The organism is Pseudarthrobacter sp. MDT1-22 (assembly GCF_054511035.1).
The window spans coordinates 76,648-100,409 of record NZ_JBTNDK010000005.1 but is presented as its reverse complement, the minus strand read 5'-3'; the positions used below and the strand labels follow the sequence as shown (position 1 = coordinate 100,409).

The 23,762-nt window shown below is 66.6% G+C and carries 21 protein-coding genes; 6 read left to right on the top strand and 15 right to left on the bottom strand.

From position 1 onward, the window contains the following. Window positions 1-59: 59 nt before the first annotated feature. The 6 genes from ACX80M_RS06105 to ACX80M_RS06080 all read right to left on the bottom strand — a co-directional run bounded on the left by ACX80M_RS06105 (window position 60) and on the right by ACX80M_RS06080 (window position 6,487). Window positions 60-485 carry a hypothetical protein gene (locus ACX80M_RS06105; protein WP_459309251.1) on the bottom strand — a complete coding sequence of 142 codons (426 nt, stop codon included), beginning with the start codon at window positions 483-485 and terminating at the stop codon, window positions 60-62. Window positions 486-546: 61 nt separating this feature from the next. Beyond that, window positions 547-1,998: an aldehyde dehydrogenase (NADP(+)) gene (locus ACX80M_RS06100; RefSeq protein ID WP_459309250.1), complete on the bottom strand. Its 1,452-nt coding sequence runs from the start codon at window positions 1,996-1,998 to the stop codon at window positions 547-549. A gap of 57 nt (window positions 1,999-2,055) precedes the next feature. After that, window positions 2,056-3,165 carry a mandelate racemase/muconate lactonizing enzyme family protein gene (locus ACX80M_RS06095; RefSeq protein WP_459309249.1) on the bottom strand — a complete coding sequence of 370 codons (1,110 nt, stop codon included), beginning with the start codon at window positions 3,163-3,165 and terminating at the stop codon, window positions 2,056-2,058. After that, the gene (locus ACX80M_RS06090; RefSeq protein ID WP_252599842.1) at window positions 3,165-4,070 is read right to left on the bottom strand and encodes a 5-dehydro-4-deoxyglucarate dehydratase; all 906 of its coding nucleotides are present in this window, start codon (window positions 4,068-4,070) and stop codon (window positions 3,165-3,167) included. The genes ACX80M_RS06095 and ACX80M_RS06090 overlap by 1 nt, the downstream gene beginning before the upstream one ends. Next, window positions 4,067-5,035, bottom strand: coding sequence for an NAD-dependent epimerase/dehydratase family protein (locus ACX80M_RS06085; protein WP_459309248.1), 969 nt, complete (start codon window positions 5,033-5,035; stop codon window positions 4,067-4,069). The genes ACX80M_RS06090 and ACX80M_RS06085 overlap by 4 nt, the downstream gene beginning before the upstream one ends. 27 nt (window positions 5,036-5,062) lie before the next feature. Beyond that, window positions 5,063-6,487 (bottom strand): Gfo/Idh/MocA family oxidoreductase, encoded by a 1,425-nt coding sequence (locus tag ACX80M_RS06080; RefSeq protein WP_459309247.1) that lies wholly within the window; start codon window positions 6,485-6,487, stop codon window positions 5,063-5,065. Window positions 6,488-6,795: 308 nt separating this feature from the next. On the opposite strand from ACX80M_RS06080, the gene ACX80M_RS06075 reads away from it, so the two are divergent. After that, window positions 6,796-7,830 (top strand): LacI family DNA-binding transcriptional regulator, encoded by a 1,035-nt coding sequence (locus tag ACX80M_RS06075; protein ID WP_252612102.1) that lies wholly within the window; start codon window positions 6,796-6,798, stop codon window positions 7,828-7,830. 42 nt (window positions 7,831-7,872) lie between these two features. Here the strand turns inward: ACX80M_RS06075 and ACX80M_RS06070 are convergent, their stop codons facing one another. Continuing rightward, complete coding sequence (locus tag ACX80M_RS06070; protein ID WP_459309246.1) at window positions 7,873-8,580, bottom strand: FadR/GntR family transcriptional regulator; 708 nt, start codon at window positions 8,578-8,580, stop codon at window positions 7,873-7,875. 94 nt (window positions 8,581-8,674) lie between these two features. Between ACX80M_RS06070 and ACX80M_RS06065 the strand changes: the two genes are divergently transcribed. Then, window positions 8,675-10,012, top strand: a complete 1,338-nt coding sequence (locus tag ACX80M_RS06065) for an alpha-hydroxy acid oxidase (protein WP_459309245.1) — start codon at window positions 8,675-8,677, stop codon at window positions 10,010-10,012. Between the two features lie 87 nt (window positions 10,013-10,099). On the opposite strand, the gene ACX80M_RS06060 is transcribed toward ACX80M_RS06065, so the two are convergent. Both ACX80M_RS06060 and ACX80M_RS06055 read right to left on the bottom strand, forming a co-directional pair. Continuing rightward, on the bottom strand, window positions 10,100-10,642 hold the full coding sequence (locus ACX80M_RS06060; RefSeq protein ID WP_459309244.1) for an ArsR/SmtB family transcription factor: 543 nt from the start codon (window positions 10,640-10,642) through the stop codon (window positions 10,100-10,102). Window positions 10,643-10,724: 82 nt separating this feature from the next. Beyond that, window positions 10,725-11,936 carry an acetoin utilization protein AcuC gene (locus tag ACX80M_RS06055; protein ID WP_459309243.1) on the bottom strand — a complete coding sequence of 404 codons (1,212 nt, stop codon included), beginning with the start codon at window positions 11,934-11,936 and terminating at the stop codon, window positions 10,725-10,727. A gap of 104 nt (window positions 11,937-12,040) precedes the next feature. Between ACX80M_RS06055 and ACX80M_RS06050 the strand changes: the two genes are divergently transcribed. Further along, window positions 12,041-13,474: a TrkH family potassium uptake protein gene (locus ACX80M_RS06050; protein ID WP_459309242.1), complete on the top strand. Its 1,434-nt coding sequence runs from the start codon at window positions 12,041-12,043 to the stop codon at window positions 13,472-13,474. Further along, window positions 13,467-14,153 (top strand): potassium channel family protein, encoded by a 687-nt coding sequence (locus ACX80M_RS06045; protein WP_058931335.1) that lies wholly within the window; start codon window positions 13,467-13,469, stop codon window positions 14,151-14,153. Before ACX80M_RS06050 ends, ACX80M_RS06045 begins: the two co-directional genes overlap by 8 nt. An 18-nt stretch (window positions 14,154-14,171) precedes the next feature. Here ACX80M_RS06045 and proC read toward each other — a convergent pair whose 3' ends face one another. The 6 genes from proC to ACX80M_RS06015 all read right to left on the bottom strand — a co-directional run bounded on the left by proC (window position 14,172) and on the right by ACX80M_RS06015 (window position 22,473). Beyond that, entirely contained in the window at window positions 14,172-15,005 is an 834-nt protein-coding gene (proC, locus tag ACX80M_RS06040; protein ID WP_252603233.1) for a pyrroline-5-carboxylate reductase, read from the bottom strand. A gap of 283 nt (window positions 15,006-15,288) precedes the next feature. Beyond that, complete coding sequence (locus ACX80M_RS06035; protein WP_141141566.1) at window positions 15,289-16,293, bottom strand: Ppx/GppA phosphatase family protein; 1,005 nt, start codon at window positions 16,291-16,293, stop codon at window positions 15,289-15,291. Between the two features lie 52 nt (window positions 16,294-16,345). Continuing rightward, entirely contained in the window at window positions 16,346-16,798 is a 453-nt protein-coding gene (locus ACX80M_RS06030; protein WP_104060508.1) for an SseB family protein, read from the bottom strand. Window positions 16,799-17,034: 236 nt separating this feature from the next. After that, window positions 17,035-19,764 carry a type I DNA topoisomerase gene (gene topA / locus ACX80M_RS06025; RefSeq protein WP_252609815.1) on the bottom strand — a complete coding sequence of 910 codons (2,730 nt, stop codon included), beginning with the start codon at window positions 19,762-19,764 and terminating at the stop codon, window positions 17,035-17,037. 156 nt (window positions 19,765-19,920) lie between these two features. After that, window positions 19,921-21,651 (bottom strand): DUF7059 domain-containing protein, encoded by a 1,731-nt coding sequence (locus ACX80M_RS06020; RefSeq protein WP_459309241.1) that lies wholly within the window; start codon window positions 21,649-21,651, stop codon window positions 19,921-19,923. A 39-nt stretch (window positions 21,652-21,690) separates the two neighbouring features. Continuing rightward, window positions 21,691-22,473: a MerR family transcriptional regulator gene (locus ACX80M_RS06015; protein WP_459309240.1), complete on the bottom strand. Its 783-nt coding sequence runs from the start codon at window positions 22,471-22,473 to the stop codon at window positions 21,691-21,693. Between the two features lie 140 nt (window positions 22,474-22,613). Between ACX80M_RS06015 and ACX80M_RS06010 the strand changes: the two genes are divergently transcribed. Both ACX80M_RS06010 and ACX80M_RS06005 read left to right on the top strand, forming a co-directional pair. Continuing rightward, the gene (locus ACX80M_RS06010; protein WP_252603244.1) at window positions 22,614-23,051 is read left to right on the top strand and encodes a hypothetical protein; all 438 of its coding nucleotides are present in this window, start codon (window positions 22,614-22,616) and stop codon (window positions 23,049-23,051) included. An 89-nt stretch (window positions 23,052-23,140) separates the two neighbouring features. Next, a complete protein-coding gene (locus tag ACX80M_RS06005) occupies window positions 23,141-23,734 on the top strand; it encodes a hypothetical protein (RefSeq protein ID WP_252603247.1) in 594 nt (197 codons plus the stop codon). Window positions 23,735-23,762: the final 28 nt, after the last annotated feature.

The following is a 23,762-nucleotide window of genomic DNA, read 5'->3' as shown; positions in this document are numbered from 1 at the left end:
CTGAATCGCTCTCCAGAGCATGCCGTGGTTCGGACTCGGCACGCGTCGAAGGAGGAAACCTAGTCAGCGTCGTATGGGGTGTCGAACAGAGTGACTCCCCATTCCGGGTTCTGCAGGACGATACCGGTCTCCCGTTGCACGAACTGGAGCGGGTCCTGGAGATAAATTGCCATCCGCGTCCCACGGGAAGCCGCAGGCGCCACAAAACTTTCCAGCGTTCCCGGATCAGGCGTGATGGCTTGGCCGACAATGGTGACTCTAAGCGCGTATGAAGCGCAGGGGATCCGCACGGAAATCCATGGACTGCCGCTCACGCTGGCGAACCTGATGGCGTAGTCGCCCCTGCCCACCCCCGGACCGGAGGGTACGTCGGCCGGGACCATGGAGCCGGAAGTGAAGTACTGGCACACCAGCACTCCGTTGGTGAGAGCATCTTTCGAACCTTGGCCTAAGCAGTCGTCGGCGCAGGCCATTAGCAGTGGCATGCCCCATCAACGCTAAGATCAACCCTTCTAGTTGACCCCTGCCTTGATGGCCCGCGAACAGCTACGGAAGAACCAGTTCACCGTCCACGCGGCGCGGGATGCCCAGCGGGTTGCTTTCGCGCAGTGCCGGGTGCAGCACCGTTTCCGGAGCATCCTGGTAGGCAACGGGGCGCTGGAAGCGGCGGACCGCCGTCGCGCCTACCGAGGTGAACAGGGACGTGGTGGCCGGGTACGGGCCGCCGTGCTGCTGCGCCCAGTTCACGGCGACGCCGGTGGGCCAGCCGTCGAACAGGACCCGCCCGGCAAGGCCGGACAGCTGCTCCACGAGGTCCCCGATGTCCTCGCCCGGCTGGGCGTGGACAGTGGCGGTCAGGCTGCCGGGAACTTTGGCCAGGACGGCGGAGAGTTCTTCCTGGTCAGAGAATTCGATCAGCATCGTGGTGGGGCCGAAGCACTCCTCCAGCAGCTCGTCCGGGCGCTCCAGGACGTTGGCGGCGGAGGTGGAGAACACCACGGGCGCTGCGCCGTTGAGGGTGGCGTCCTGGTCCGCGGTGCCGCTGACGATGGTCACGCCGGGGAGCGAAGCCACGTTGCGCATGCCCTCCGGGTACGCGTCGGAGATCCGGGTGGTGAGCATGGCCGCCGTCGGCTTGTCCTTGCTGGCCTCAGCCAGTTCCGCGGCGAATTCTGTGCCCGCCGGGATGAAGACCAGGCCCGGCTTGGTGCAGAACTGGCCGGCGCCCATGGTGAATGATGCTGCAAGTCCCGCCGCGAGCTGGCCGGAACGTTCGGCCAGCGCGGCCGCGGTGATGACCACCGGGTTCAGGCTGCCCAGCTCGCCGTAGAACGGGATGGGATCGGGCCGCGAAACCGCGAGGTCAAAGAGCGCCCGGCCGCCCGGGATGGACCCGGTGAAGCCCACGGCCTTGATGGCGGGATCCTGCACCAGCGCGGTACCCACCTCGCGGCCTGCCACAAGCGCGAACAGCCCCTCCGGCGCTCCGGCCGAACGCAGGGCTTCGGTGACCACTTCGGCCGTCCGCTCGGACAGCTTCAGGTGGCCCGAGTGGGCCTTGACGATCACCGATGAGCCCACAGCCAGGGCCGACGCGGTGTCGCCGCCGGCCACCGAGAACGCGAACGGGAAGTTGGAGGCCGAAAAGACTGCCACCGGGCCGATGGGACGCAGGATACGGCGCAGGTCCGGCTTCGGCGGGGTGGCGTTAGGGTCCGCGTGGTCAATCACGGCTTCGAGGTAGGAGCCTTCGGTGATCACGCGTGCGAACAACCGCAGCTGGCCGGAGGTGCGGGCCACCTCGCCGGTCAGCCGGACGGTGCCGAGGCTGGCCTCCGAATCGGCGATCTCCACCAGCTCGGCCACGTTGGCGTCCAACGCATCGGCGACGGCGTTGAGCCAGCCTGCGCGCTCCGCGTCCGACGCGGCAGCCGCGATGGACGCCGCTTTGGTGGCGGCAGCTGTGAGCTCTGAAAGGGAAAGGGTTGCAGTTGTCACTGGGGATACCTGCTTTTCGTCGGGAGTTGTCGTGTCGCGGTCATCATGCTGTGTGCGTCAGGTCTGCGGGTTGTCCGTGAACCGGAAGCCGAGTCCCGGCTGGTCCGTAAGTGTGAGGCGGCTGTTGCTGAAGCGGACCGGTGCGGGCCCGGCCAGGATGCCCAGCTGTTCGAAGGACGCGTCTTCCACGTCCTCCACCAGCGTGGGCTCCGCCAGGGTAAGGGCGAGCTGTCCGGACAGTTCCGGCAGCAGGTGCGGCATCACGCGGATGCTGTTGGTCCGGGCCAGCTCCACGATCCGCCGGAACGGCGTGATGCCGCCTACCCGGATGATGTTCGGCTGGATGATGTCCACCGCCTCCGCCTCAATGAAATCGCGGAAACGGTAGATCGTGTGGAGGTTTTCGCCCAGGGCGATGGGCACGGGTGAATGCTTGCGCAGCCTGCGGTAGGCCCAGAGGTCGTCCGCGCGGATGGGCTCCTCGAGCCATTCCAGGCCGTACTCCGCGAGCACGTCCAGGGCCTTGAACGTGGTGGGCAGGTCCCAGCGCTGGTTGGCGTCGATCATCAGCTTGCGGTCCGGTCCGAGGACGGAGCGGACTGCGGCCACGCGCTCGGCATCCTCGCGGATATCGGGCTTGCCCACCTTGATCTTGACGGCCCGGTGGCCCGCGGCAATCCAGCGTTCGGTCTGGGCCACCAGCTCTTCCAGTGTGTAGTGGAGGTTCACACCCGAGCCGTATACCTCGGCGGACTCCTGCCGCTGGCCCAGCAGCCCCGTAACTGACGTAGCGGCACGGCGTGCTTGGAGGTCCCAGAGGGCAAGGTCGACGCCGGCCATGGCGATGGTGGTCAGTCCCCCGCCGCCGGCCTCGTGCAGCCGCTTCCACAACGCGTCCCATACGGTCTCGGGATTGGCGGGCAGCCCCGCAACGAAAGGTGCGATGTCGTAGTCGAGGAGCGCTTTGACGGCCTGCGGGCCGATGGTGGGCGTCCACGAAAAACCGTGCCCCGCGCCGCTGTCGTCCGTCCGGATTTCCGTAACGATCACGTGGTTTTCCGGTGCCTCCACTCCCCAGCTGCGGCGCAGCGGGACAGTCAGGAGGCGGGTGGTCAGACCGGTAATGCGCGGAGCGGTCCGGACGGTTTCGACGGCGGGCGCACTCATCAGCGGCCGGCCAGCTCGTAGCCCTTGGCCAGGATGGACTTCAGCTGGAGCAGCTGGTCCTCGGTGGGGTCCACCAGCGGCGGCCGGACCGGGCCGACGGGAAGTCCGCCGAGCCGCAGGCCGGCCTTGACCAGCGAGACGCCGAAGCCGGGGGTCTGGTCCCGGAGCCGCACCAGCGGGGCGTAGAAACCCTCCAGCAGGGCGTTGCGGCGGTGCTCATCGCCAGAGACAAAGGCGTCGTAGTACGCCTTGGCGATCTCCGGTGCCATGGCGAACGCCGCCGAGGAGTAGAGCGGAATGCCCAGGCCCCGGTAGGCGCCCTGGGTCAGTTCGGCCGTCAGGAGCCCGTTGAAGAACGCGAAGTCCTCGCGCCCCGTGGCGCGGACCGCGGACACAATCTCCTGGGCCAGGCCCACATCGCCCAGCCCGTCCTTGAAGCCGATCACCTTGGGGTTGGCGGCGAGGCGGACCATGGAGGCGGCTGTGAACTTGGCGTTGCCGCGGTGGTACACGATCACCGGGAGGCTGCTGGCGTCCGCCACTGCCTCGATGTACGCCACCAAACCGTCGGTGGGGCCGGTGACCAGGTACGGCGGCAGGACCAGGAGTGCATCGGCTCCGGCTTCCTCGGCAACACGGGCGGCGGCGATGGCGTGCCCCAGCGGCCCGCCGGCTCCGGCCACCACTGGCACTTTACCTGCCACAACCTCGACGGCGGCGGTCACCACGGTGCGCACCTCGTCGATGCTCAGGGCGTGGAATTCGCCGGTGCCGCAGGCAGGAAACACGCCGCCGGGTCCGAACGGCAGCCTCGAACCGATGTGCTCCTTGAGGAGCTCCACATCCACGGTGCCTTCCGGCGTGAACGGGGTGACGGGAAAGAACAAAACGCCGTCGAATTTCATGATGTCTCCTTGGCATCGCTGCCGGCGCTTACCAGCGCGGCGGATGTCTCGTCGTTGAGGGTGGAATCGGTCTTCAGTTCGGTCCGCCAGCTGCGCTTGGGTTCCCAGCCGAGCAGTTGACGGGCCTTCGCGATGGAGAAGGCCGGGCTGGTGCCGGTCAGGCCGGCGGCGAGGGCCTCGCTTCCCGGCAGGAAGCGGGGCATCAGTTCGGCCAGCGATGCGGTGGCGAGGGCATCCGCGGCGCCCACAAAAAAGGTTTCGCCGTTCGGAATGGAGTCCATCTTCTGCAGGAGCACGTCCAGGAAATCGGCCACATCGCGAGCGTCCACGTAGTTGAACAGAGCGGGCGCGGACAGGGCAGGATCGGCCAGCCGTTCGGCCAGGGTATGGCCCTGCTGCGTGGGCGCGCCTTCCCATTCTTCCGGCGAGATGACGTAGCAGGGCCGGAAGGCGGCGTAGCGGATCTTCTCCCCCTGCGCCGCGGCAAACATCTGAACGGTCTGCTCGGCGATAAGTTTGGACAGCGCGTACGCGTTCCAGGGCTTTGGCGCCGTTTGCTCATCCAGCGGGAAGCTCGCGGGCAGCCAGCCCGCCGGGCAGCCGTAGCCCAGCACCGTGGGGCTGCTCGCCGTGACGATCTTGCCGATCCCCAGTTCCGTGGCCGCGCTGATGACAGCGTAGGCAAGGCGGGTGTTGGTGGCGAAGATGACGTCCTCCGGCGCGCTGAACGGAACGGCGATCGCTGCAAGGTGGATGACGGCGTCGGGCCTGGCCTCCCGGAGGAGGCGCAAAGCCTCGCCCGGGGCCAGCAGATCGCCGGTTTCCTGCACAACGCTGGCCAGCAACTGGTCCGCCGGGATGGCGTCGCGGTCCACCGAGATGACCTCGTGGCCCGCTGCCGAGAGCCCCGCCACGACGCTGCGCCCCAGACGGCCGGAGCCGCCGGTGACAAAGATCCTGCTCATGTTGGTTCCTTTAGGATTTCGGGCGGACTAGGCGTCGCGGCGAAGGTCTGCGCCGAGGTGGAGATCCTCGATGCGGACGGGAAGGGAGGACTCCAAGGAAAGGTTGCCGGCAATGCCCACGGACACGGAGCGGAGGCCGTCGAGGTATCCGGACGGACGGCCCAGCGGGTCCTCGCCGGGGCCGTTGAAGAGGTCGGAGAGGAGCAGGTCGTCGCCGCCGCCGTGGCCTCCTTCGCCGTTGACGATGGGCACCTCGTAGGCTGCTTCCCAGTGGCGCTGGACCACCAGGCGTTCACCGTTGCGGCGGACGGCGTCTTCCTCCTCGATGGGGGTGGCGCTGGGGTCCACCACGGTCTTCTTGTCCGTGCTGTTGAGGACGGCGGCACGTTCCACCACTTCAAGTTCGGCCCGGCCTTCGGTGCCGTTGACGGCCACGCGGTAGCCTTCCCACGGGCTGTGGGCGTTCAGGGAGTAGCTCAGGCGCGGGCCGCCCTGGTACTCCACCACGAGTGCCAGGTTGTCCTCGATGGTGATGCCGCCGGTGAAGACGTCCTGGTCGCGGCGGTAGCCGTCGTAGTGCTCGTTGTCCAGGAAGAGGGCCTTCAGGCGCTCATCCTCACGCAGGTCCAGCGCAAACGGATCCTTTTCGGCACTCGCCGGAGTGCCGGCGTCGGGCGTTCCACGTTCCGGACGGGGACCCAGGCCGCGCTCGGCGGCATTCTTGTCGCCGTAGAACTTGAGGCCACCGGAGGCGAACACGCGCTCCGGGACGTCGTTGATCCACCAGTTGACCAGGTCGAAGTGGTGCGATGCCTTGTGGATCAGCAGGCCGCCGGAGTTCTTCTTCTCGCGGTGCCAGCGGCGGAAGTAGTCGGCGCCGTGGACGGTGTCCAGGACCCAGCTGAAGTCGATGGAGGTGACCTTGCCGATTACACCGCTCTGGATGATTTCCTTGAGGGCGCTGTTGCGGGGTGAGTAGCGGTAGTTGAAGGTGACCACCACGTTGCGGCCGGTTTCTGCCACGGCCTTGGTGATGCGGCGGCAGCCTTCGGCGTCGATGGTGAGGGGTTTTTCGACGACGACGTCGGCGCCCGCCTCGAGCGCCTCCACGATGTAGTCCGCGTGCGTGTAGTCCGGAGTGGTCACCACAACACGGTCGATGTTGTTGGCCTGGATGTAGGCGGTGAGGTCTGCGGGGTCAAAGGAAGCGACGGGTCCGGGCGCACCGAGTTCCTGGATGAGCTTCTGGTAGAACTCCACGCGGCCGGGGTTGACGTCGGAGAAGGCCACCAGTTCCGCGGTATCAGCGTGCTTGCCGAAGATGGCCCGGATGTACATCTCGGAGCGGCCACCGGTGCCGATGAGGGCGATGCGGGCCCTGGTACTTGTGCCTGGCTCCGGCGCTGAAGTGAAGTCAGCGGTAGCAGAACTCGATTCGGCTGTGTTGACCATGAGGGTCCCTTTCGGAGGCTTCAATACTCGGCCGGACTGCGGCCGCTGGTGGTGCGCTGGGCTGTGGTACTGGCAAGCGAGAAAGCGTTTTCTCAGTGCTGCTACATGATTTCTATCAATAGACTCGCGGTCCCGTCAACCCTTATCCTCTCTAAGAGAAAGCGCTTTCTGACGGAAAGGCCTGTTTCTGCGGCGGCACAGCCCTCATCCGGCGCGCCGAACGAATGGAAACCGGTTTCCGAGAGCGTTGTATGCTGTCCCACGGGCGCCGGTAATCACGGGGACCGGGACTTACGAAAGGCAGGGCCATGGCCAGGAAATCGGCAACCGGCAGGATCGGCATTGCGGACGTTGCCGTGAAGGCAGGGGTTTCGCACGCCACTGTTTCGCGCGTCATGAACGGCAACTTCACCGTGGACCCGGACATCGCGGCGCGGGTGCGGGCGGCCGCCGTCGAGCTCAAATACCAACCCAATCCCGTGGGTCGCAGCCTCGCGCTGGGCAAGACGGACACCATCGGCATTGTGGTGCCCGACCTCGCCAACCCCACCTTCCAGGCGATCCTGCGCGGATTGAGCCGGGCCGCGGCGGAAGATGGCTACCGCGTGCTGATTGCCGATTCCTTCGAAGTCTCCAGCGAAGAAGCCATCCTGGCCGGCGAGGCCCGCCGGCGCTGCGACGGCCTGGTGCTCTGCGCCCCGCGTATGAGCGATGCCGAGCTCGAGGAAATCGCCCCGTCGCTGCACCCGCTCGTCCTGATCAACCGGACGACGGCGGCGGCCGGGATTCCGAGCCTCGTGGTGGACTACGGGCAGGGAGTCCAGGACCTCGCCGAGCACTTGGTGGGCCTCGGCCATACGCGCCTGGCCTTCCTGGCCGGCCCGGCAGGCAGCGCCTCCAACGGGCTCCGGCTCGAGGGCCTGGAGGCGTTCAAAACCCGGCACCCGCAGGTGGCCGTCACCATGCTCGACGGCGGCTCGGACTTCGATACCGGCCACGGGGCGGTGGACTCGGTCCTGGCCAGCGGCGCCACCGGCATCCTGGCCTTCAACGACCTCGTGGCCATGGGCCTGATGAGCGGCCTGCACGAACGCGGCGTGGACGTTCCGGGCGACATCTCCGTCACCGGCTTCGACGACATCCCGTTCGCCCGCTACACCACACCCACCCTGACCACCGCGGCGGTTCCGATTGCCGAGCTTGGCGGCCAGGCCTGGCGTGAACTGCGGGCACTCATCCGCAAGGAAGACCACGACGCCCCGGGCAGCCGGTACCAGCCGCGCCTGGAAATCCGGGCCAGCAGCGGGCCCGCCAAGGCGCCACGTACTGCGGCCCACGGCTGAGTTGCCCCGATTCCCTCCGCGAACTGCCATGTCGACGCCGGGTCAGCCCTCCGCCGGGCGCCCGACCCCGCCCTCGCGGTAGTACCCCTCGATGTGGGCAGCCACCAGTGTGGCCGCGCGCGCGCCGTCGTCGTTCCTGATGGCGGCCAGAATCTCCCGGTGCTCCGCCTGCAGGCGCGACGCTGTGGCATCCCAGTCCGGGAGATTGGCCGTAAACCGGGCGGTGTAGCCCTGGATGGATTCGCGCAGCGAGCCCATCATGGAACTGACCACGGCATTGCCGGCGGCGTCCGCGAGGGCCAGATGGAACCGGATATCCAGCGCCAGGAAGTCATCCGCCGTCCGGGCAACGCGTTCGACGGCGTCCATCTCGCCCAGGAGCGTGGCGGCCAGGTCCAGCTCCGGAGCGTCGGGCTTGGCCCGTGCAGCCGCCCAGGTCTCCAGCAGGATGCGTGTTTCCACGACGTCGGACACGGGCAGATGCTGCGTGGCAACGTGGAGCCGCAGCGCGGAGCCGAGCGCCGCCGTCGGATCCGAAATCACCACCGTCCCCGCTCCGGGGCCGGAGCCAACCCCGGCCCGGACCACGCCCATGGCCTCCAGGATGCGGATGGCCTCGCGCACCGATGTCCTGGAAACCGCCAGCTGCTCGGCGAGCGTCCGTTCCGCGGGCAGGCGTCCGCCCACGCTCAGCTGTCCGTCGGAGAGCTGCTTTTCGATCCATGTCAGGACAAGTTGGTGCGTACGCATATCGCTATCGTAGTTGATGTGGTTGGACCACATGGCCTAGAGTGTGGTTAGACCACAGCCCGACCCCTGCACCAGGCCACCAACGGAGGCAGCCATGACCCACACCATCCAGCCGAACAATCCCGAGGTCACCCCGTCCCCGGATGCCACGGACGTCCCGGCCTCCACCGCCACCGCGCCGAGTCCGGCCGCTTCAGCGGTGCCGCCTGCGTTGAAGCGCCGCATCCCCAAGTACTCGGACCTGGCCCCGCTGATGCAGTTCAAGAAGCCCGAATTCAGCAAGGAAGCCCGGCTCAAGCGTGCCAGCACCATCTGGGACCTGCGGGACATGGCCAAACGACGCACCCCGCAGGCCCCGTTCGACTACACCGACGGCGCCGCCGAGGGCGAGATCACCCTGCGCCGCGCCCGCGAAGCCTTCCTGGACATCGAGTTCCGGCCCGGCATCCTGCGCAACGTCTCCAGCATCGACCTCAGCACTAACATCCTGGGCAAGTCTTCCCGGCTTCCCGTGGGCATCGCCCCCACCGGCTTCACCCGCATGATGCAGTCCGAGGGCGAATACGCCGGCTCGCAGGCAGCCGAAGCCGCCGGCATTCCGTACACGCTTTCCACCATGGGCACCGCCTCCATCGAGGACGTGGCCGCCGCCGCCCCGAACGGCCGCAACTGGTTCCAGCTGTACCTGTGGACGGACCGCGACCGTTCGCTGGAACTGATCGAGCGCGCCGCCAAGGCCGGCAACGATACCCTCATGGTCACCGTGGACACCGCCGTCGCCGGCGCCCGCCTCCGCGACGTCCGCAACGGCATGACCATCCCGCCGGCACTGACCATCAAGACCGTCCTGGATGCGTCCTACCGCCCGGCCTGGTGGTTCAACTTCCTCACGCACGAGCCGCTGACCTTCGCCTCGCTGTCCCGCTACACGGGGACCGTGGCGGACCTCATCAACTCGATGTTCGACCCCACGCTGACGTTCGAGGACCTGGACTGGCTGCGCGAGACCTGGAAGGGCAAGCTGGTGGTCAAGGGCATCCAGACCGTTGAGGATGCCCGCAAGGTGGTGGACCACGGCGCCGACGGCGTGGTGCTCTCCAACCACGGCGGCCGCCAGCTGGACCGCGCGCCCATCCCGTTCCACCTGCTGCCGGGCGTCAAGGAAGCCTTCACCAAGGACAACTCGGACGCGGCCGTCATGCTGGACACCGGCATCATGAGCGGCGCGGACATCATCGCGGCCCTTGCACTGGGCGCCGACTTCACGCTGATCGGCCGCGCGTACCTGTACGGCCTGATGGCCGGCGGCCGGGCGGGCGTGGACCGCACCCTGCAGATCCTCGAGAAGGACATGGCCCGCACCATGGCGCTGCTGGGCGTCAGCAAGATCTCCGAGCTGACCCCGGACCACGTGCGCCTGCTCAACAAGTAAGTCGCACCGCCCGCCCAACTAGGTAGCAGTAAGTGTCGTTTTGAGCCCTCAAAACGACACTTACTGCTACCTACTTTGGGTTAAGGTCTACTTTCTGCGGCCGAACTTGGGGAGATTCGGGAGGTTCGCCAGCAGGTCTGCGGCCTTCGTGGCGGCTCGGCCCACAGTGCGGCCGATCTGCTGCGGCACGGTGTCGTCGCTGAGCGGGGCTGAGATTCCGCCCGGAATCACGACGGCGGGGCTCAGTCCGGCGCCCGGGCGCTCGAGGACGGCGGCGACGGCTTCGTTGTCCAGCAGTGGGCTAGCCACGGCCGGCTCGGTGCCGGTCTCCGCCCCAGCACGGGGTGACTTGGCGACGGCGGCCGCCGGGCCGACGTCGAACGTCTCCAGCCAGCTGACGATCCCCTCAAGCGGTTTGGGGTTCAGCGCGTAATAGCGCTTCTGGCCCTGCGCCCGCATGCTGACCAGCTGCGCCTCGCGGAGGACTTTCAGGTGCTTGGAAATGGTGGGCTGGCTCGCGGAAAGTTCTTCCACCAACTCGCCCACTGCCTTGTCCCCGGCGCGCAGGGATACCAAAATGTCGCGCCGGGTTGCTTCCGCAATGACGGCAAATACGTCGTCTGTCACCATGCCTCCCACCCTAGCGACATATACGCCGCCAGGCATCAACTATTTCGCCTGTGACCGGCCCGCGCCGGTTGATGAAGAAGGGTCAGTCGAACCAGGGATCAAGGCCGTACAGCGGGAAAACTGCTTTGCGGGTGGCCATGACGGTGCGGTCCACGGCGTCGTTGGGGTCGAACCCCACTTCCCAGGACCGCCACCAGAGTTCCACGTCGTCGCCCATCAGGCCCGGGGCGTCCATACCGAACTTGTCCGAAACATACGTGCGCCAATCCTCCGGCACCGAGGTCCGGAGCGGAACGGGGCGCCCGGCGGCGATGGCGATCAGGTGGCTCCACGAGCGCGGCACAACGTCGGTCACGCTGTACCCGCCGCCGCCCGTGGCGATCCAGCGGCCTTCGCAGTGCCGGGCAGCGAGATTCCCGACGGCGGTGGCCGCCTCACGCTGACCGTCCACACTGATGTTCAGATGGGCCAGAGGGTCACGCCGGTGCGAGTCGCAGCCGTGCTGGCTCACGATGACTTCGGGCTGGAACGCGCCCACGAGCTGCGGCACCACTGCGTGGAAAGCACGCAGCCAGCCGGCATCGCCGGTGCCCGACGGCAGGGCAATGTTGACGGCACTGCCCTCAGCCTGCGGACCGCCGATCTCGTTCGCGAAACCGGTCCCTGGGAACAGCGTGAGTCCGCTTTCATGCAGGGAAATGGTCAGGACCCGGGGGTCGTCCCAGAAGATGCTTTCCGTCCCGTCGCCGTGGTGCGCATCGACGTCGATGTACGCCACGCGGCGGATGCCGCCGTCGAGCAGTCTCTGGACCGCCAGCGCGGAGTCATTGTAGATGCAGAAGCCGCTGGCACGGTCGCGGGCCGCGTGGTGCAGGCCGCCGCCGAAGTTCACGGCGTGGAGCGCGGATCCGTCCAGGATGGCGGACGCAGCGATCAGCGATCCGCCGGCGAGCCTCGCGGCGGCGTCGTGCATGCCGGCGAAGGCAGGATCGTCGTCGGTGCCAAGTCCGCGGGCTTCATCCGGCGAAGTTGGGTCATCGCTGACCCGGCGAACCGCGGCCACAAACTCAGGCGAGTGCACGGTTTCCAATTCGGCATCCGATGCAACCTCCGGAGCCTCCACGGATACATGAGCAAGGTCCAGCAGGCCCAAGCTCCGGGCCAAGCGGGCCGTCAGGTCCATGCGCTCAGGAGCCATCGGGTGGCCCGGGCCGAAATTGTAGGCCGTCATGGCGGAATTCCACACCACCATCGTTGGTGGCGCAGGCTGGCTGAGACCGGGCAGGAATGTCATCAATGACAGGCTACCGGAGGACGCCACTGCCCCAGCCCGGCCATTACGCGGGCATTAGTGGTTTACTACTGGAGGAAACAGTTTCAACCGAGGAAAAGCCCCCCATGACGCAACGCCAGACGAGGCCCCGGAACCCGGCCAGCTGGCACCCCGCCGCACCGGAGCGCGAAGGCCTCTGGATCTTCACCCGCGTACGCGACTTCGTTGACGATATTGCCAATACGTCGCCCGCCCGGCTTGCCCTGAGCGCCTTCGGCGCGGTCTGCCTGGTGTTCACGTTCTTCCTCTCGCTGCCCATCTCTTCCGCCACCGGTACGGCCACTCCGATACACCAGGCATTGTTCACCGCGGTGTCCGCGGTCTGCGTGACCGGTCTGACGGTTGTTTCGACGGCGGTGCACTGGTCCTTCTTCGGCCAGCTGGTCATCCTGATCGGCATCTTTGTGGGCGGCTTGGGAACCCTGACCCTCGCGTCGCTGCTGGCCCTCATGGTGAGCAAGAAGCTTGGCGTCCGCGGCAAGCTCATCGCGCAGGAAGCCATGAACAACGCCGGCCGGCTCGGTGAAGTGGGTACTCTGCTGCGGATCGTCATCGTGACCTCCGTGGTAATCGAGGGCGTCCTGGCGCTGGCGCTGATCCCCCGGTTCATGACGTTGGGCGAGCCCTTCTGGCAGTCGGTATGGCATGGAGTCTTCTACTCAATTTCCTCCTTCAACAACGCCGGCTTCACCCCGCATTCGGATGGCATTGTGCCGTACGAGACCGACCTGTGGATCCTCATCCCGCTGATGCTCGGCGTGTTCCTGGGCAGCCTGGGTTTTCCCGTGGTCATGGTCCTGCAGCAGAATGGGCTCAACTGGAAAAAGTGGAATCTCCACACCAAGCTCACCATCCAGGTGTCCTTCATCCTGCTGGCCGCCGGCACGCTGCTGTGGGCGCTGATGGAGTGGGACAACGCCCGGACCATCGGCCACATGGACCTCGGCGACAAGATCACGCACTCCCTCTTCGCCTCCGTCATGACCCGCTCGGGCGGGTTCAACCTGGTGGACCAGAACCACATGGAATCCACCACCATGCTGCTGACGGACGCGCTGATGTTCGCCGGCGGCGGTTCGGCGTCCACGGCGGGCGGCATCAAGGTGACCACCATCGCCGTGATGTTCCTCGCCATCGCCGCGGAGGCCCGCGGCGACTCCGACGTGAAGGTGTATGGCCGGACCATCCCGCAGGGCACCATGCGGGTGGCCATCTCAGTGATCGTCGCCGGCGCCACGTTGGTCTCCGTCTCAGCGTTCCTGCTGCTGCAGATCAGCGGCGCATCCCTGGACCGCGTGCTGTTCGAAACCATTTCAGCCTTTGCCACCGTGGGACTGAGCACAAACCTCAGTGCCGAACTGCCGCCGTCGGGCGTGTATGTCCTCACCGCCCTGATGTTCGCGGGCCGCGTCGGCACTGTCACCCTTGCAGCTGGCCTGGCCCTGCGCCAGCGCAGCCAGCTGTACCACTACCCGGAAGAGAGGCCCATCATTGGCTAATTCCTCAGGCGCCCCCAACCGCCCCGCCCACAACGCGCCGGTCCTGGTGATCGGGCTGGGCCGCTTCGGCTCGTCCACAGCCGAGCAGCTCGTGAAACAGGGCCGCGAGGTGCTGGCGATCGAACGCGACCGGAACCTGGTCCAGAAGTGGGCGCCGCTCCTCACCCACGTGGTGGAGGCGGACGCCACCAATATTGATGCGCTGCGCCAGCTCGGTGCACAGGAGTTCAGCTCCGCCGTTTGTGGCGTGGGCACCTCGATCGAGTCCTCCGTGCTGATCACCGTGAACCTGGTGGACCTGGGCATCGAGCACCTCTGGGTCAAGGCCATCACGCCATCACACGGCAAGATCCTCACCCGGATCGGCGCGAACCACGTGATCTACCCCGAGGCCGACGCCGGCGTCCGTGCCGCACACCTGGTCTCCGGCCGCATGCTGGACTTCATCGAGTTCGACGACGACTTCGCCATCGTGAAAATGTACCCGCCGCGCGAGACGGTGGGCTTCACACTGGATGAGTCCAAGGTGCGTTCCAAGTATGGCGTGACCATCGTGGGCGTGAAGTCGCCCGGCGAGGACTTCACCTACGCCCGCCCGGAAACCAAGGTGTCCGCCCGCGACATGCTGATCGTGTCCGGGCACGTGGACCTGCTGGAACGGTTCGCGGCGCGGCCGTAGTCCCCACCCGCGAAGATGTCAGCCGAGCTGCCTGGTGATCTCTGCGGAGCGGTCCGCTGCGGCGCGGGCGCCGGCGGCGATGATGGCCGGAATGCCCCGGTCGTCGAAGGTGGCGATGGCCCTTTCTGTGGTTCCGTTGGGGCTGGTCACTCCCTTGCGCAGGGCCGAGGGATCGGCGCCCGGCTCGGCCAGCATGAAGCCCGCGCCTGCGACTGTCTCCCGCGCAAGGAGCAGCGACAACTCGGGATCCAGGCCCAGCTCGACGCCGGCAGCTGCCATGGCCTCGGCCAGGTAGAACGCGTAGGCGGGACCCGAGCCGCTGATGGCCGACAACGCATCTACCTGATCCTCGCGCACCTCCACCACAGTGCCAGTGGCCCGAAGGATGTCCTTGACGGTCTGGAGCTGTTCCGGCGTGCAGTTGGTTCCGGGTGAGACGGACACGACGCCGCGGCCCAGCTTGGCAGGGGTGTTCGGCATAGCGCGGATCACCGGCTGTCCGGGAGGCAGCGCAGCTTCCAGTTGCGCCAGCGACACGGCTGCGGCCACGCTGACAACGATGGCCTTCGGGGACAGGGAGCGGCTGATCTCGCGCGCCAGGTCGACGGTGCCCACGGGTTTGACGCCAAGGATCACCACCGTGGAGCCCTTGGCCGCGTCTTTGTTGTTGTCCGGTTCCTCTTCGCCAGCGACGGCCGTGATGCCGTGGTGGCGCAAAGCCAGCTCCTCGGCGCGTTCCGCACGCCTGACTGTGGCTATGACGTCGGCGGGGTCCGTCCCGGCGGCCAGGAGGCCGGACAGGATGGCTTCGTTCATGGATCCACAGCCCAGGAAGGCGATTCGGTTGCTCATGCTTCCATCATTGCAGTTCGGGTGGGCCGTTGCAGAAATGGAAACGAATCGGAAAAACCGGGAACCCGCCGAAACCGATTCACAGCCGACTCCCATGTTCGCTGCAGCTTGCACACAACTTCGCCGCCTAACGTAGTTATTACCTCATTGAGGGTGCGAGTGATGCGGCAAGCATGGGGATGTTTGCCCGAGGCGCCGGTGGTTTGCAGCAGGTTTTCCCCCATTTTCCTGCTGTGGACGCCGGCGCTTTCGCGTTAACGCTGTTTTCAAGCCGCGGCGGGCCTTAGGCGGGTGAAGCCTCGATCGTCTGGCGTGCCGCGGCGGGCTCCATGATATGCGGGGCCGGATCCAGCGGACCGGCGAATACCAGCTGGTCGAGCCGGCGCAGGATCAGCCCTTCACGCAGCGCCCACGGGCAGATCCTGATCTTCTTGAACTTGAACATTTCCAAGGCAGCCTCGGCCACCAGAGCCCCGGCGAGCAGTTGGTGCGCGCGGGCCTCTGACACGCCGGGCAGAAAGAGCCGGTCCTCGGACTTCATGGCTGAAATGCGCTGCGCCCACACGCCCAGATCCGTGGCGTTAAGTGTGCGCTTCACGTAGGGCCCTGCTGCGCTCGGGGCTGCTCCGGCGACCCTGGCGAGCGACCGGAAGGTCTTGGAGGTTCCAGCCACAACGTTGGCGCGGCCCAGGCCGTCGAACTGCCTGACCGCCGGGGCGAGGGTGGCCCGGATGTAGCGGCGCAGCTCTTTGACGCTCTTGGCGGAAGGCGGGTCCTCAGCCAGCCAGTCGCGGGTCAGGCGGCTGGCGCCCAGCGGCACCGAAGTGGCCACTTCGGGCAGTTCGTCCTGCCCGAAGGCCATTTCGAAGGAGCCGCCGCCGATGTCCAGGTTCAGGATCGGGCCCGCACCCCAGCCGTACCAGCGGCGGACGGCGAAGAAGGTCATGGAGGCTTCTTCGCTGCCGGTCAGTTCCTGCAGGGTGACAGTGGTTTCGTGCTTGACCCGGGCCAGCACTGCAGGGCCGTTAGTGGCTTCACGGATGGCAGACGTACAGAAAGCCAGAAGGTCGTCCGCTTTGTGCCTGGCGGCAAACTCCCAGGCTTCAAGGACGAATTCGGTCAGCTCGTGCTGCCCTTCGTCGGTGATGTTGCCGTCGGTATCCAGGTATTGGACCAGGGATATGGGCCGTTTGTGCGACGCAAAAGGCACCGGACGCGCGCCAGGGTGGGCATCCACCAGGAGAAGGTGGACAGTGTTTGACCCGATATCAAGGACGCCTAGCCGCATCCTGCCATTATTCCCCCGCCCGGGCCCTCACTCACAACCTGTACTAAAGATGTCAGTTTGCGGAGGCGTCCTCGGGTGCGCCGTCGGGAAGCTCATCCGCCCGCTTGAAGTCGCGCTTGATGTTGGCGACGCCCTCCGGGTTGATCTCAAACCCGTACGCAGCGCCGGGGTTGATCACCATGCCCAATTCCTCGCCAATGTTGGCGATGATGGCTGCACCCTGGGTCCCCAGGACGTTCGGGGCCGCCTCAAGATACTGCTCGTCAACGCGGCTGGGGTGCGAGAACACCGCAAGGACGGGCTCGCCGTCGGCGTTCGCCAATACCAGCGGCTCCACCTGGGAATCCTCCCCCTCGATCCCGTCAGTGCTGATGACGTAGACCTCGCTGTTGAGGAAGGACAGGATGACGTCCACCGGGCTGCCCTCGGGCTGGCCGCCCAGGGCGAGCTTCTCTTCGAGTTCGTTGAGCGGCGTGAGATCGGCTGTGCCGGGCTGTTCAGTCATGTATCTACTCGACCACGTTGGAGAGCCCGGCGCAAACCGCAAACGGGAGGAGCGAAATCCTCGGCGTGCTCGCTCGTTCCTCCCCAGCGACTCCCTAACCTCGCAAGCTCGGCCAGGGAACCCCGTCGCAGTGGGCCCACCTTAGACGCACGCTGCCGGATTCCTCCCCTCCCGTTTTCTACTGTTTCAACCGGCTCCACCACAGGGCGGAGTTGGGCCGACCGAACACCCGGCGCTTATTTTTTAGCTGGAGCCTTCTTCTTGGCCGGGGCCTTGCGGGCCGTTGTGGCGCGCTTGACCGGACCCTTGGCCCGCTTCTCGGCGAGGAGTTCAATGGCTTGTTCGCGGGTCAGTTCCTCCAGCGACGTGGACCGCGGGACGGTGATGTTGGTGATGCCGTCGGTGATGTACGGGCCGAAGCGGCCTTCCTTCACCACGATGTTCTTCTCGGAAACGGGGTCCGGTCCGAACTCGGCCAGCGGGGCCACCGCGGCACGGGCGCCGCGCTGCTTGGGCTGGGAGTAGATCTCCAGTGCCTGCTCCAGCGTGATGGTGAAGATTTCCTCTTCGGTGCCGATGGAGCGGGAGTCCGTGCCCTTCTTCAGGTACGGACCGAAGCGGCCGTTCTGCACCGTGATGAGGTTGCCTTCGGCGTCCTCACCCAGGGCGCGGGGCAGGCTCATCAGCTGCAGCGCTTCGTCCAGGGTCACGGAATCCACGGTCATGGACGCGAACAGCGAACCGGTGCGCGGCTTGGCCTTGACGGGCTTTTTCGGCGGCTTCGGCTTGCCGTTCTTGTAGTACTCCACGGGCTGGTTGGCCAGCTGTTCCTCGGTCATCTCCGGGATGACTTCGGTGACGTACGCGCCGTAGCGGCCGTTCTTGGCGACAACGCTGTGGCCGGTGTGAGGGTCGTCGCCCAGTACGCGTTCTTCCGGCGCAGCCGTTTCCATCAGTTCGATGGCCTTCGCCGCCGTCAGTTCGTCCGGCGCCAGGTCCTCGGGGACGTTGGCGCGGGAGTTCTCCACGATTTCGCCGGTCTTGGCGTCCACCGTGGCAGCGGAGCTTTCCAGGTACGGGCCGAATTTGCCCACCCGCAGCGTGATCTCATCCGTGATGGGAATGGAGTTGATTTCCCGGGCGTCGATCTCGCCCAGGTTGTTCACGATGCTGAGCAGGCCCGGGTCGGAGTCTTCGCCGTAGTAGAAGTGCTTGAGCCAGGCGGACCCAACGGCTTGGCCGTTGGCGATCTTGTCCAGGTCGCCTTCCATGTCCGCCGTGAACTCGTAGTCCACATAGTCCGTGAAGTGCTGCTCAAGCAGGCGGATCACGGAGAACGCGATCCAGCTGGGCACCAGCGCGGAACCCTGCTTCCGGACGTAGCCGCGGTCCTGGATGGTGGAAATGGTGGAGGCGTAGGTCGACGGGCGGCCGATGCCCTTCTTTTCCAGCTCGGCGGTCAGCGACGCTTCGGTGAAGCGCGGAGGCGGCGAGGTTTCGTGGCCCACAGCCACAATGTCCGACGCCGTGAGGGCATCGTCCTTGGCCACGTTCGGCAGCCGCCGGGCTTCGTCGGAGTCGTCGTCCCCGCGGCTTTCGTCCTTGCCTTCTTCATAGGCGGCCAGGAAGCCCGGGAACGTGATGACGGTACCGGAGGCGGAGAACTCAGCGTCCCGGCCATCGGTGGCCACGGCACCCAGGCGGATGGTCGCCGTCGAGCCCTTGGCGTCACCCATCTGGGATGCGACGGTGCGCTTCCAGATCAGTTCGTACAGGCGGAACTCGTCGCCGGAGAGCTGCTTGGCCACCTGCGCCGGGGTGCGGAAGGAGTCACCGGCGGGGCGGATGGCCTCGTGGGCTTCCTGCGCGTTCGCAGCCTTGCTGGTGTACACGCGGGGCGACGCCGGGATGTACTCCGGGCCGTACAGCTCGGAGGCCTGGCGGCGGGCGGCCGTGACGGCTTCGTCGCTCAGCGCCGAGGAGTCGGTACGCATATAGGTGATGTAGCCGTTTTCGTACAGCCGCTGGGCCACCTGCATGGTGCTCTTTGAGGAGAAGCGGAGCTTGCGGCCGGCCTCTTGCTGCAGCGTGGAAGTGGTGAACGGCGCCGCCGGACGGCGTGTGTACGGCTTGGTATCCACGGACCGGACGCGGAAGTCCGCATCCTGGAGACCGGCGGCCAGTGACGTGGCGAGTTCCTCGTTGAGGTGCGCGGCATTGCGCGACGTGAGGACACCGTCGTCGTTAAAGTCCCTGCCCGAAGCGACCTTGGCCCCGTCAACCGCAGCGAGTTTCGCCTTGAACGAACCGGAACCGGCGCCGAACTGGCCCGTCAGGTCCCAGTACGAGGCGGCCTTGAAGGCCATGCGTTCGCGTTCACGGTCCACCACCATGCGGGTGACCACGGACTGGACGCGCCCGGCGGACAGGCCGCGGGCAACCTTGCGCCAGAGCACGGGGGAAATCTCGTAGCCGTAGAGCCGGTCCAGGACGCGGCGGGTTTCCTGGGCGTCCACCAGGGCGGTATCAACATCGCGCAGGTTGTCCATGGCGCGGTGAATGGCTTCCTTGGTGATTTCGCCGAACGTCATCCGGTACACGGGGACCTTGGGCTTGAGCACTTCCAGCAGGTGCCACGCGATGGCCTCGCCCTCGCGGTCCCCATCGGTTGCGAGATAGAGGGCGTCGGCATCCTTGAGCGCGGCCTTCAGCTCGGTGACCTTTTTCCGCTTGTCCGCGGACACCACGTAATACGGTTTGAAGTCGTTTTCGATGTCGACGGCGAACTTGCCCACCGAGGTTTTCTTCAGTTCTGCAGGAAGCTCAGACGGCTGCGGCAGGTCGCGGATGTGACCAATGGAGGCCTCTACGATGAAGCCCTCGCCGAGGTACTTGGCGATGGTCTTGCTCTTGGCCGGAGACTCCACAATCACGAGTTTCTTGCCTGTTTTGGCCTTGCTTGGCACGGTGCTCCTACAGAAAAAGGTTGCTCGGGCAGATGAGCCCATATTGGCCTAGTTCACCATATTTTGGACAATAGTGCGCATTCATGTGGAAAACCCGTTGACTCATCAGGCACATCCGGGACCCCGATTTGGGGTGTTCCGGGGCCCGCCAAACCGCTATTCAGCAGGCTCGGAAGGAACCAGGAAACCGTCGCTGACCAGGTTCGCGACGTCGTCGAGCAGCCTGGTCCGGAACGCGTCGCCGTCGAACCCGCCCTCTCCGGCAAGGCTCCCGCCGAGCAGCGCCGCGAGGGCTCCGATGATCTGGCCGACGGAGAGGTCACCGTCGGAGGCGGAGACAAATCCGGCGAGTTCGGTGGTGAGCAGATTGGTCCGGCGCAGGCCCGCGCCCTGGCGCAGCAGGATCACGCCGGGGTGCTCGGCGCCGGGGCGCTGATGGCGTTCCTCGGTGACGTCGTCCGCGACGAGCAGGTGCGCGTCCGCCAGGCGGTTGGCGGCCAGCCAGTCGGAACGCTCGACGGCGGCGCCCACGTGAGGCCCGATGGGCTGCTCAATGGGGTACGTGATTTCCTCGAAACGGCTGATGGAGGCGGCGCCGGATTCCGACAGCGGCCGGCGCAGCCAGATCATCCCGAAGCCGATCCCCGCCACGTTCCGGGAGGCGAAGTCCGCCAGGTAGGCGGCGTAGGCGTCCCGGTAATGCTTCCGGTCGCGGGATTCGGACGCGTCCTGCAGCCACGTTTCGGCGTACTGCTCCGGGCCCACCTGCTCGCGCTGGATGAACCAGGCATCCGCGTCCGGACCGATCCAGCTCTTGGGCCGTATGTACCACTCGGTCCCCGCGGGAATTTCCCAGTTGCCCAGCAGCTGCGCGGTGCCGCCCGGGGCCAGGGCACCGGGCAGCGCCGCCACGAGCGAGGACACAATGTCATCGCCGGGCAGCCCGCCGTCACGGTAGGTGAACTGCCCGGACGCGTGCTCGCCCAAGGTCCGCGGCGTGATCACAAACGGCGGGTTGGACACCACCAGCTCGAATTCCTCCCCGGCCACCGGCTCCAGGAGCGAACCCAGCCGAAGGCTGACCCGGTCCTCCAGCCTGTCCGGGTCCAGGTGCAGGGCCGCGGCATTAAGCAGGAGGTTGAACCGGGTGAAGGCCAGCGCCCGTGTTGAGATGTCCGTTGCCGTCACGTGCTCGGCATGGTGCAGGAGGTGGAAGGACTGGATGCCGCAGCCCGTGCCCAGGTCCAGGGCCTTGGCGACGTGGCGGCGGACGGTGGTCTGCACCAGCGTGGTGGACGCCTGCCCGATCCCCAGCACGTGGTCGTGCCGGAGCATGCCGGCCTGCTGGTGCGCGGCGAGGTCGCTGGCCACCCAGAGCTCGGCGCCGCCGCTGCCGTCCTCATTGGCGTCCCAGCCGTACGGCCGCAGATCCGCTTTCGCCTGCAGCAAGTCCTGCGCCGGCTGATCGGCGGCGGGCAGCTCAGGGCCGGGCCGATCTGGGCCGGACACGGGCTCGAGCAGCCCCAGCTCCACCAGGCCGTCCGCCCGTACTCCCGGCAGCGCGGCGTCGAGCGTTTCCCGTTTTTGCGGTTCCGCCAGGAGCCAGAGACGGACGACGGCGGCGAGCGCCGCCGTCGTCTTCTCACCGTGCGCAGCCTCACCCCCTGCCGCATCAATCTGAAGGGCGCTTTCGGTGGCCAGCAGCGCCGGGATGATCTGGTCCCGGTTCAGCGCGCGGTACGCTGACTCGCCCAGCAGCCCCGCCACGCCGTCGAGCGTGTAATCCACCCGGCGCAGGTCCGCGGCGAGCGCCGTCAGCAGCCCGGGGAGGTCGCTGCGCGGGGCATCGGGGGTGTTGCCGGCCAGGAAAAGCGTGGAATCAGTCACCGCCCAAGTCTATTGGCGGGCACGCTTCCTCCTGACGGGCTACAGGTTCTCCGCGGCGTAGATCTTCAGGGCATCCCGGACGAAGCCGGCACCCTCCGCGCCGCCGTAGTTCTTCGCGAAGCGGGGGTCAGTAACGTACATTTCGCCGAGCCCGGTGACGTATGCCTTGACGTCAGCGTTGCCCTTGCCGTCAGCCTGGCCGCGGGCGTCCGACGCCGGGGTGCCCGGGATGCCGGTCAGCCATTCGACGTGCCGCCTCGCGATGTCCTGGGCCTCCGCGCTGTCCGGTGCTATACCCCCAGTGGCGGCGGCGATCCAGTCCTTGCCCAGCTGCTGCGATCGCTGCTTCCACGTCGCCTTCTCCTCGGTGCTCATGCCGCGCCACCACGAATCCCCCTTCGCGTAGGCGTCCTTGCCCCAGCGTTCCTCCACTTCGTCCTTGTACTGGGTGTGGTCGAAACCGTTGAACATGTCTTCTGCCATGATTTCGCCACCTCCTTTCACTGCCTCGATGGTTTGTGTGACCGACGCGATCTGCCGCGCAAGCCTGTCCTGTTCCTGCTTGAGCCATTCGAGATGCCCGGTGAGTGCCTGGGCGGCGTCCGTTTCATCGTCGAGCACCTGGCTGATCACCGGCAGGCCCAGCCCCAGCCCGCGCAGAAGCAGGATGCGCTGGAGCTGCACCAGCGCCGCCTGGTTGTAGTAGCGGTAACCGTTGTGGCCGGTGCGGCTGGGCTTGAGCAGGCCGATGTCGTCATAGTGCCGCAGCGTCCTGCTGGTGGTCCCTGCGATCCGGACGATGTCCTGGATGGACCAGTCCATGTATTCTTCCTTTCCTGCTCTGTTTGCGGGATGGTTCGGACGTTCTGGTCCGGCTGATGGTTCAACGATAAATCTTGACGTAGCGTCAAGGTCAAGGGACTGAATCACGGAGCACAGATGGAGCCGGGTAAGTTGGAAGCATGGCTGTTATTCCTTCGTCCTTTCCGCGCGCCCTCTCCGCTGTGGCTGCCGCAGCTGTCCTCCTGGGCCTCTCTGCCTGCGCGCAGCAGCTTTCGGTGGAGAACGCCGATGTGCCGGCCTGGAAAGCCACGGCACTGCCGTCGGCCAGCGGCGTTGTTGCCGAGGACTCCGGCAAGATTCTCAACGCTCAACCCATTGACCATACGGAGAACGTGCCGGCAGGCAAGTACACGCTGACACTCGTCTGTGAAGGCGGCGGCAAGGCCTTCCTCGCAGTGCGGTCCGGAGGCAAGGAACTCGCCGACCTCGGGGCCGCCTGCTACGGTGCCCGGGAGTCCATCAAAATCACACTCCCGGAACCCGGACCGCTGCAGCTCAGCGCCTCCAGCGTCGACGCACCGCTGATCTACGCCTACCAGCTGGTAACTGCGGGTTAAGTCCCTTCGAATCCACCATGCGGCTGACCGCCGGACGGGTGATGCCCGAGGCTCTGGATTGGGGTCCCTGCCCGGCATAGAGTCGGAGTATGCCCGCAACGCAGGGGGCGCCGCCGCCCCGCAGGGCGGTACTTCGTCCGGGCGCTTGCCCGTCCCGGTCAGTCTCCGTGCGCACCCGGGTGAGGGCCGCCGTCGTACTCTGGACGGCGGGCGCACTCGTGGCCGGAACTGCGCTCGCCGGATGTGAATACACGTACGACGAAGGGTGGCGTCCCGCCGAGGCCCCGGCCGCGCCGGAGGTGACCGAGCCGGGGCCGAGCGCTGAGCTGTGGCGGAACGATCCCGTCAGCGAGGCTGAAATGGAGGCCTGGCTGACGGAGTCCCAGGTGGGGCCCGGCCTGCAGGTGGCGCATAGGACGTTCGGCCTGTTGCGCGCGGAAGAAGTCCGAACGGACGCCACGGAGCCCCTCCCCGCCGGAACCTACGTCCTGGTGCTGGTGTGCCGCAGCCAGCGGCGCGTCGACTTCAAAGTCCGCAATGACGAATTCACCATGGTGGACCTCAGCCTCCGCTGCGGATCACGGCGCGAAAGCGTGATCTACCTGCCCAAGGAAACGGTGCTGCATTTCCAGGTCGAAGCGCAGTCCCCCGCCAATTTCGCGTACCGGCTGTCCCGGCTCTGAACTTTTATGCCTGCCGGCTCTGAACTTT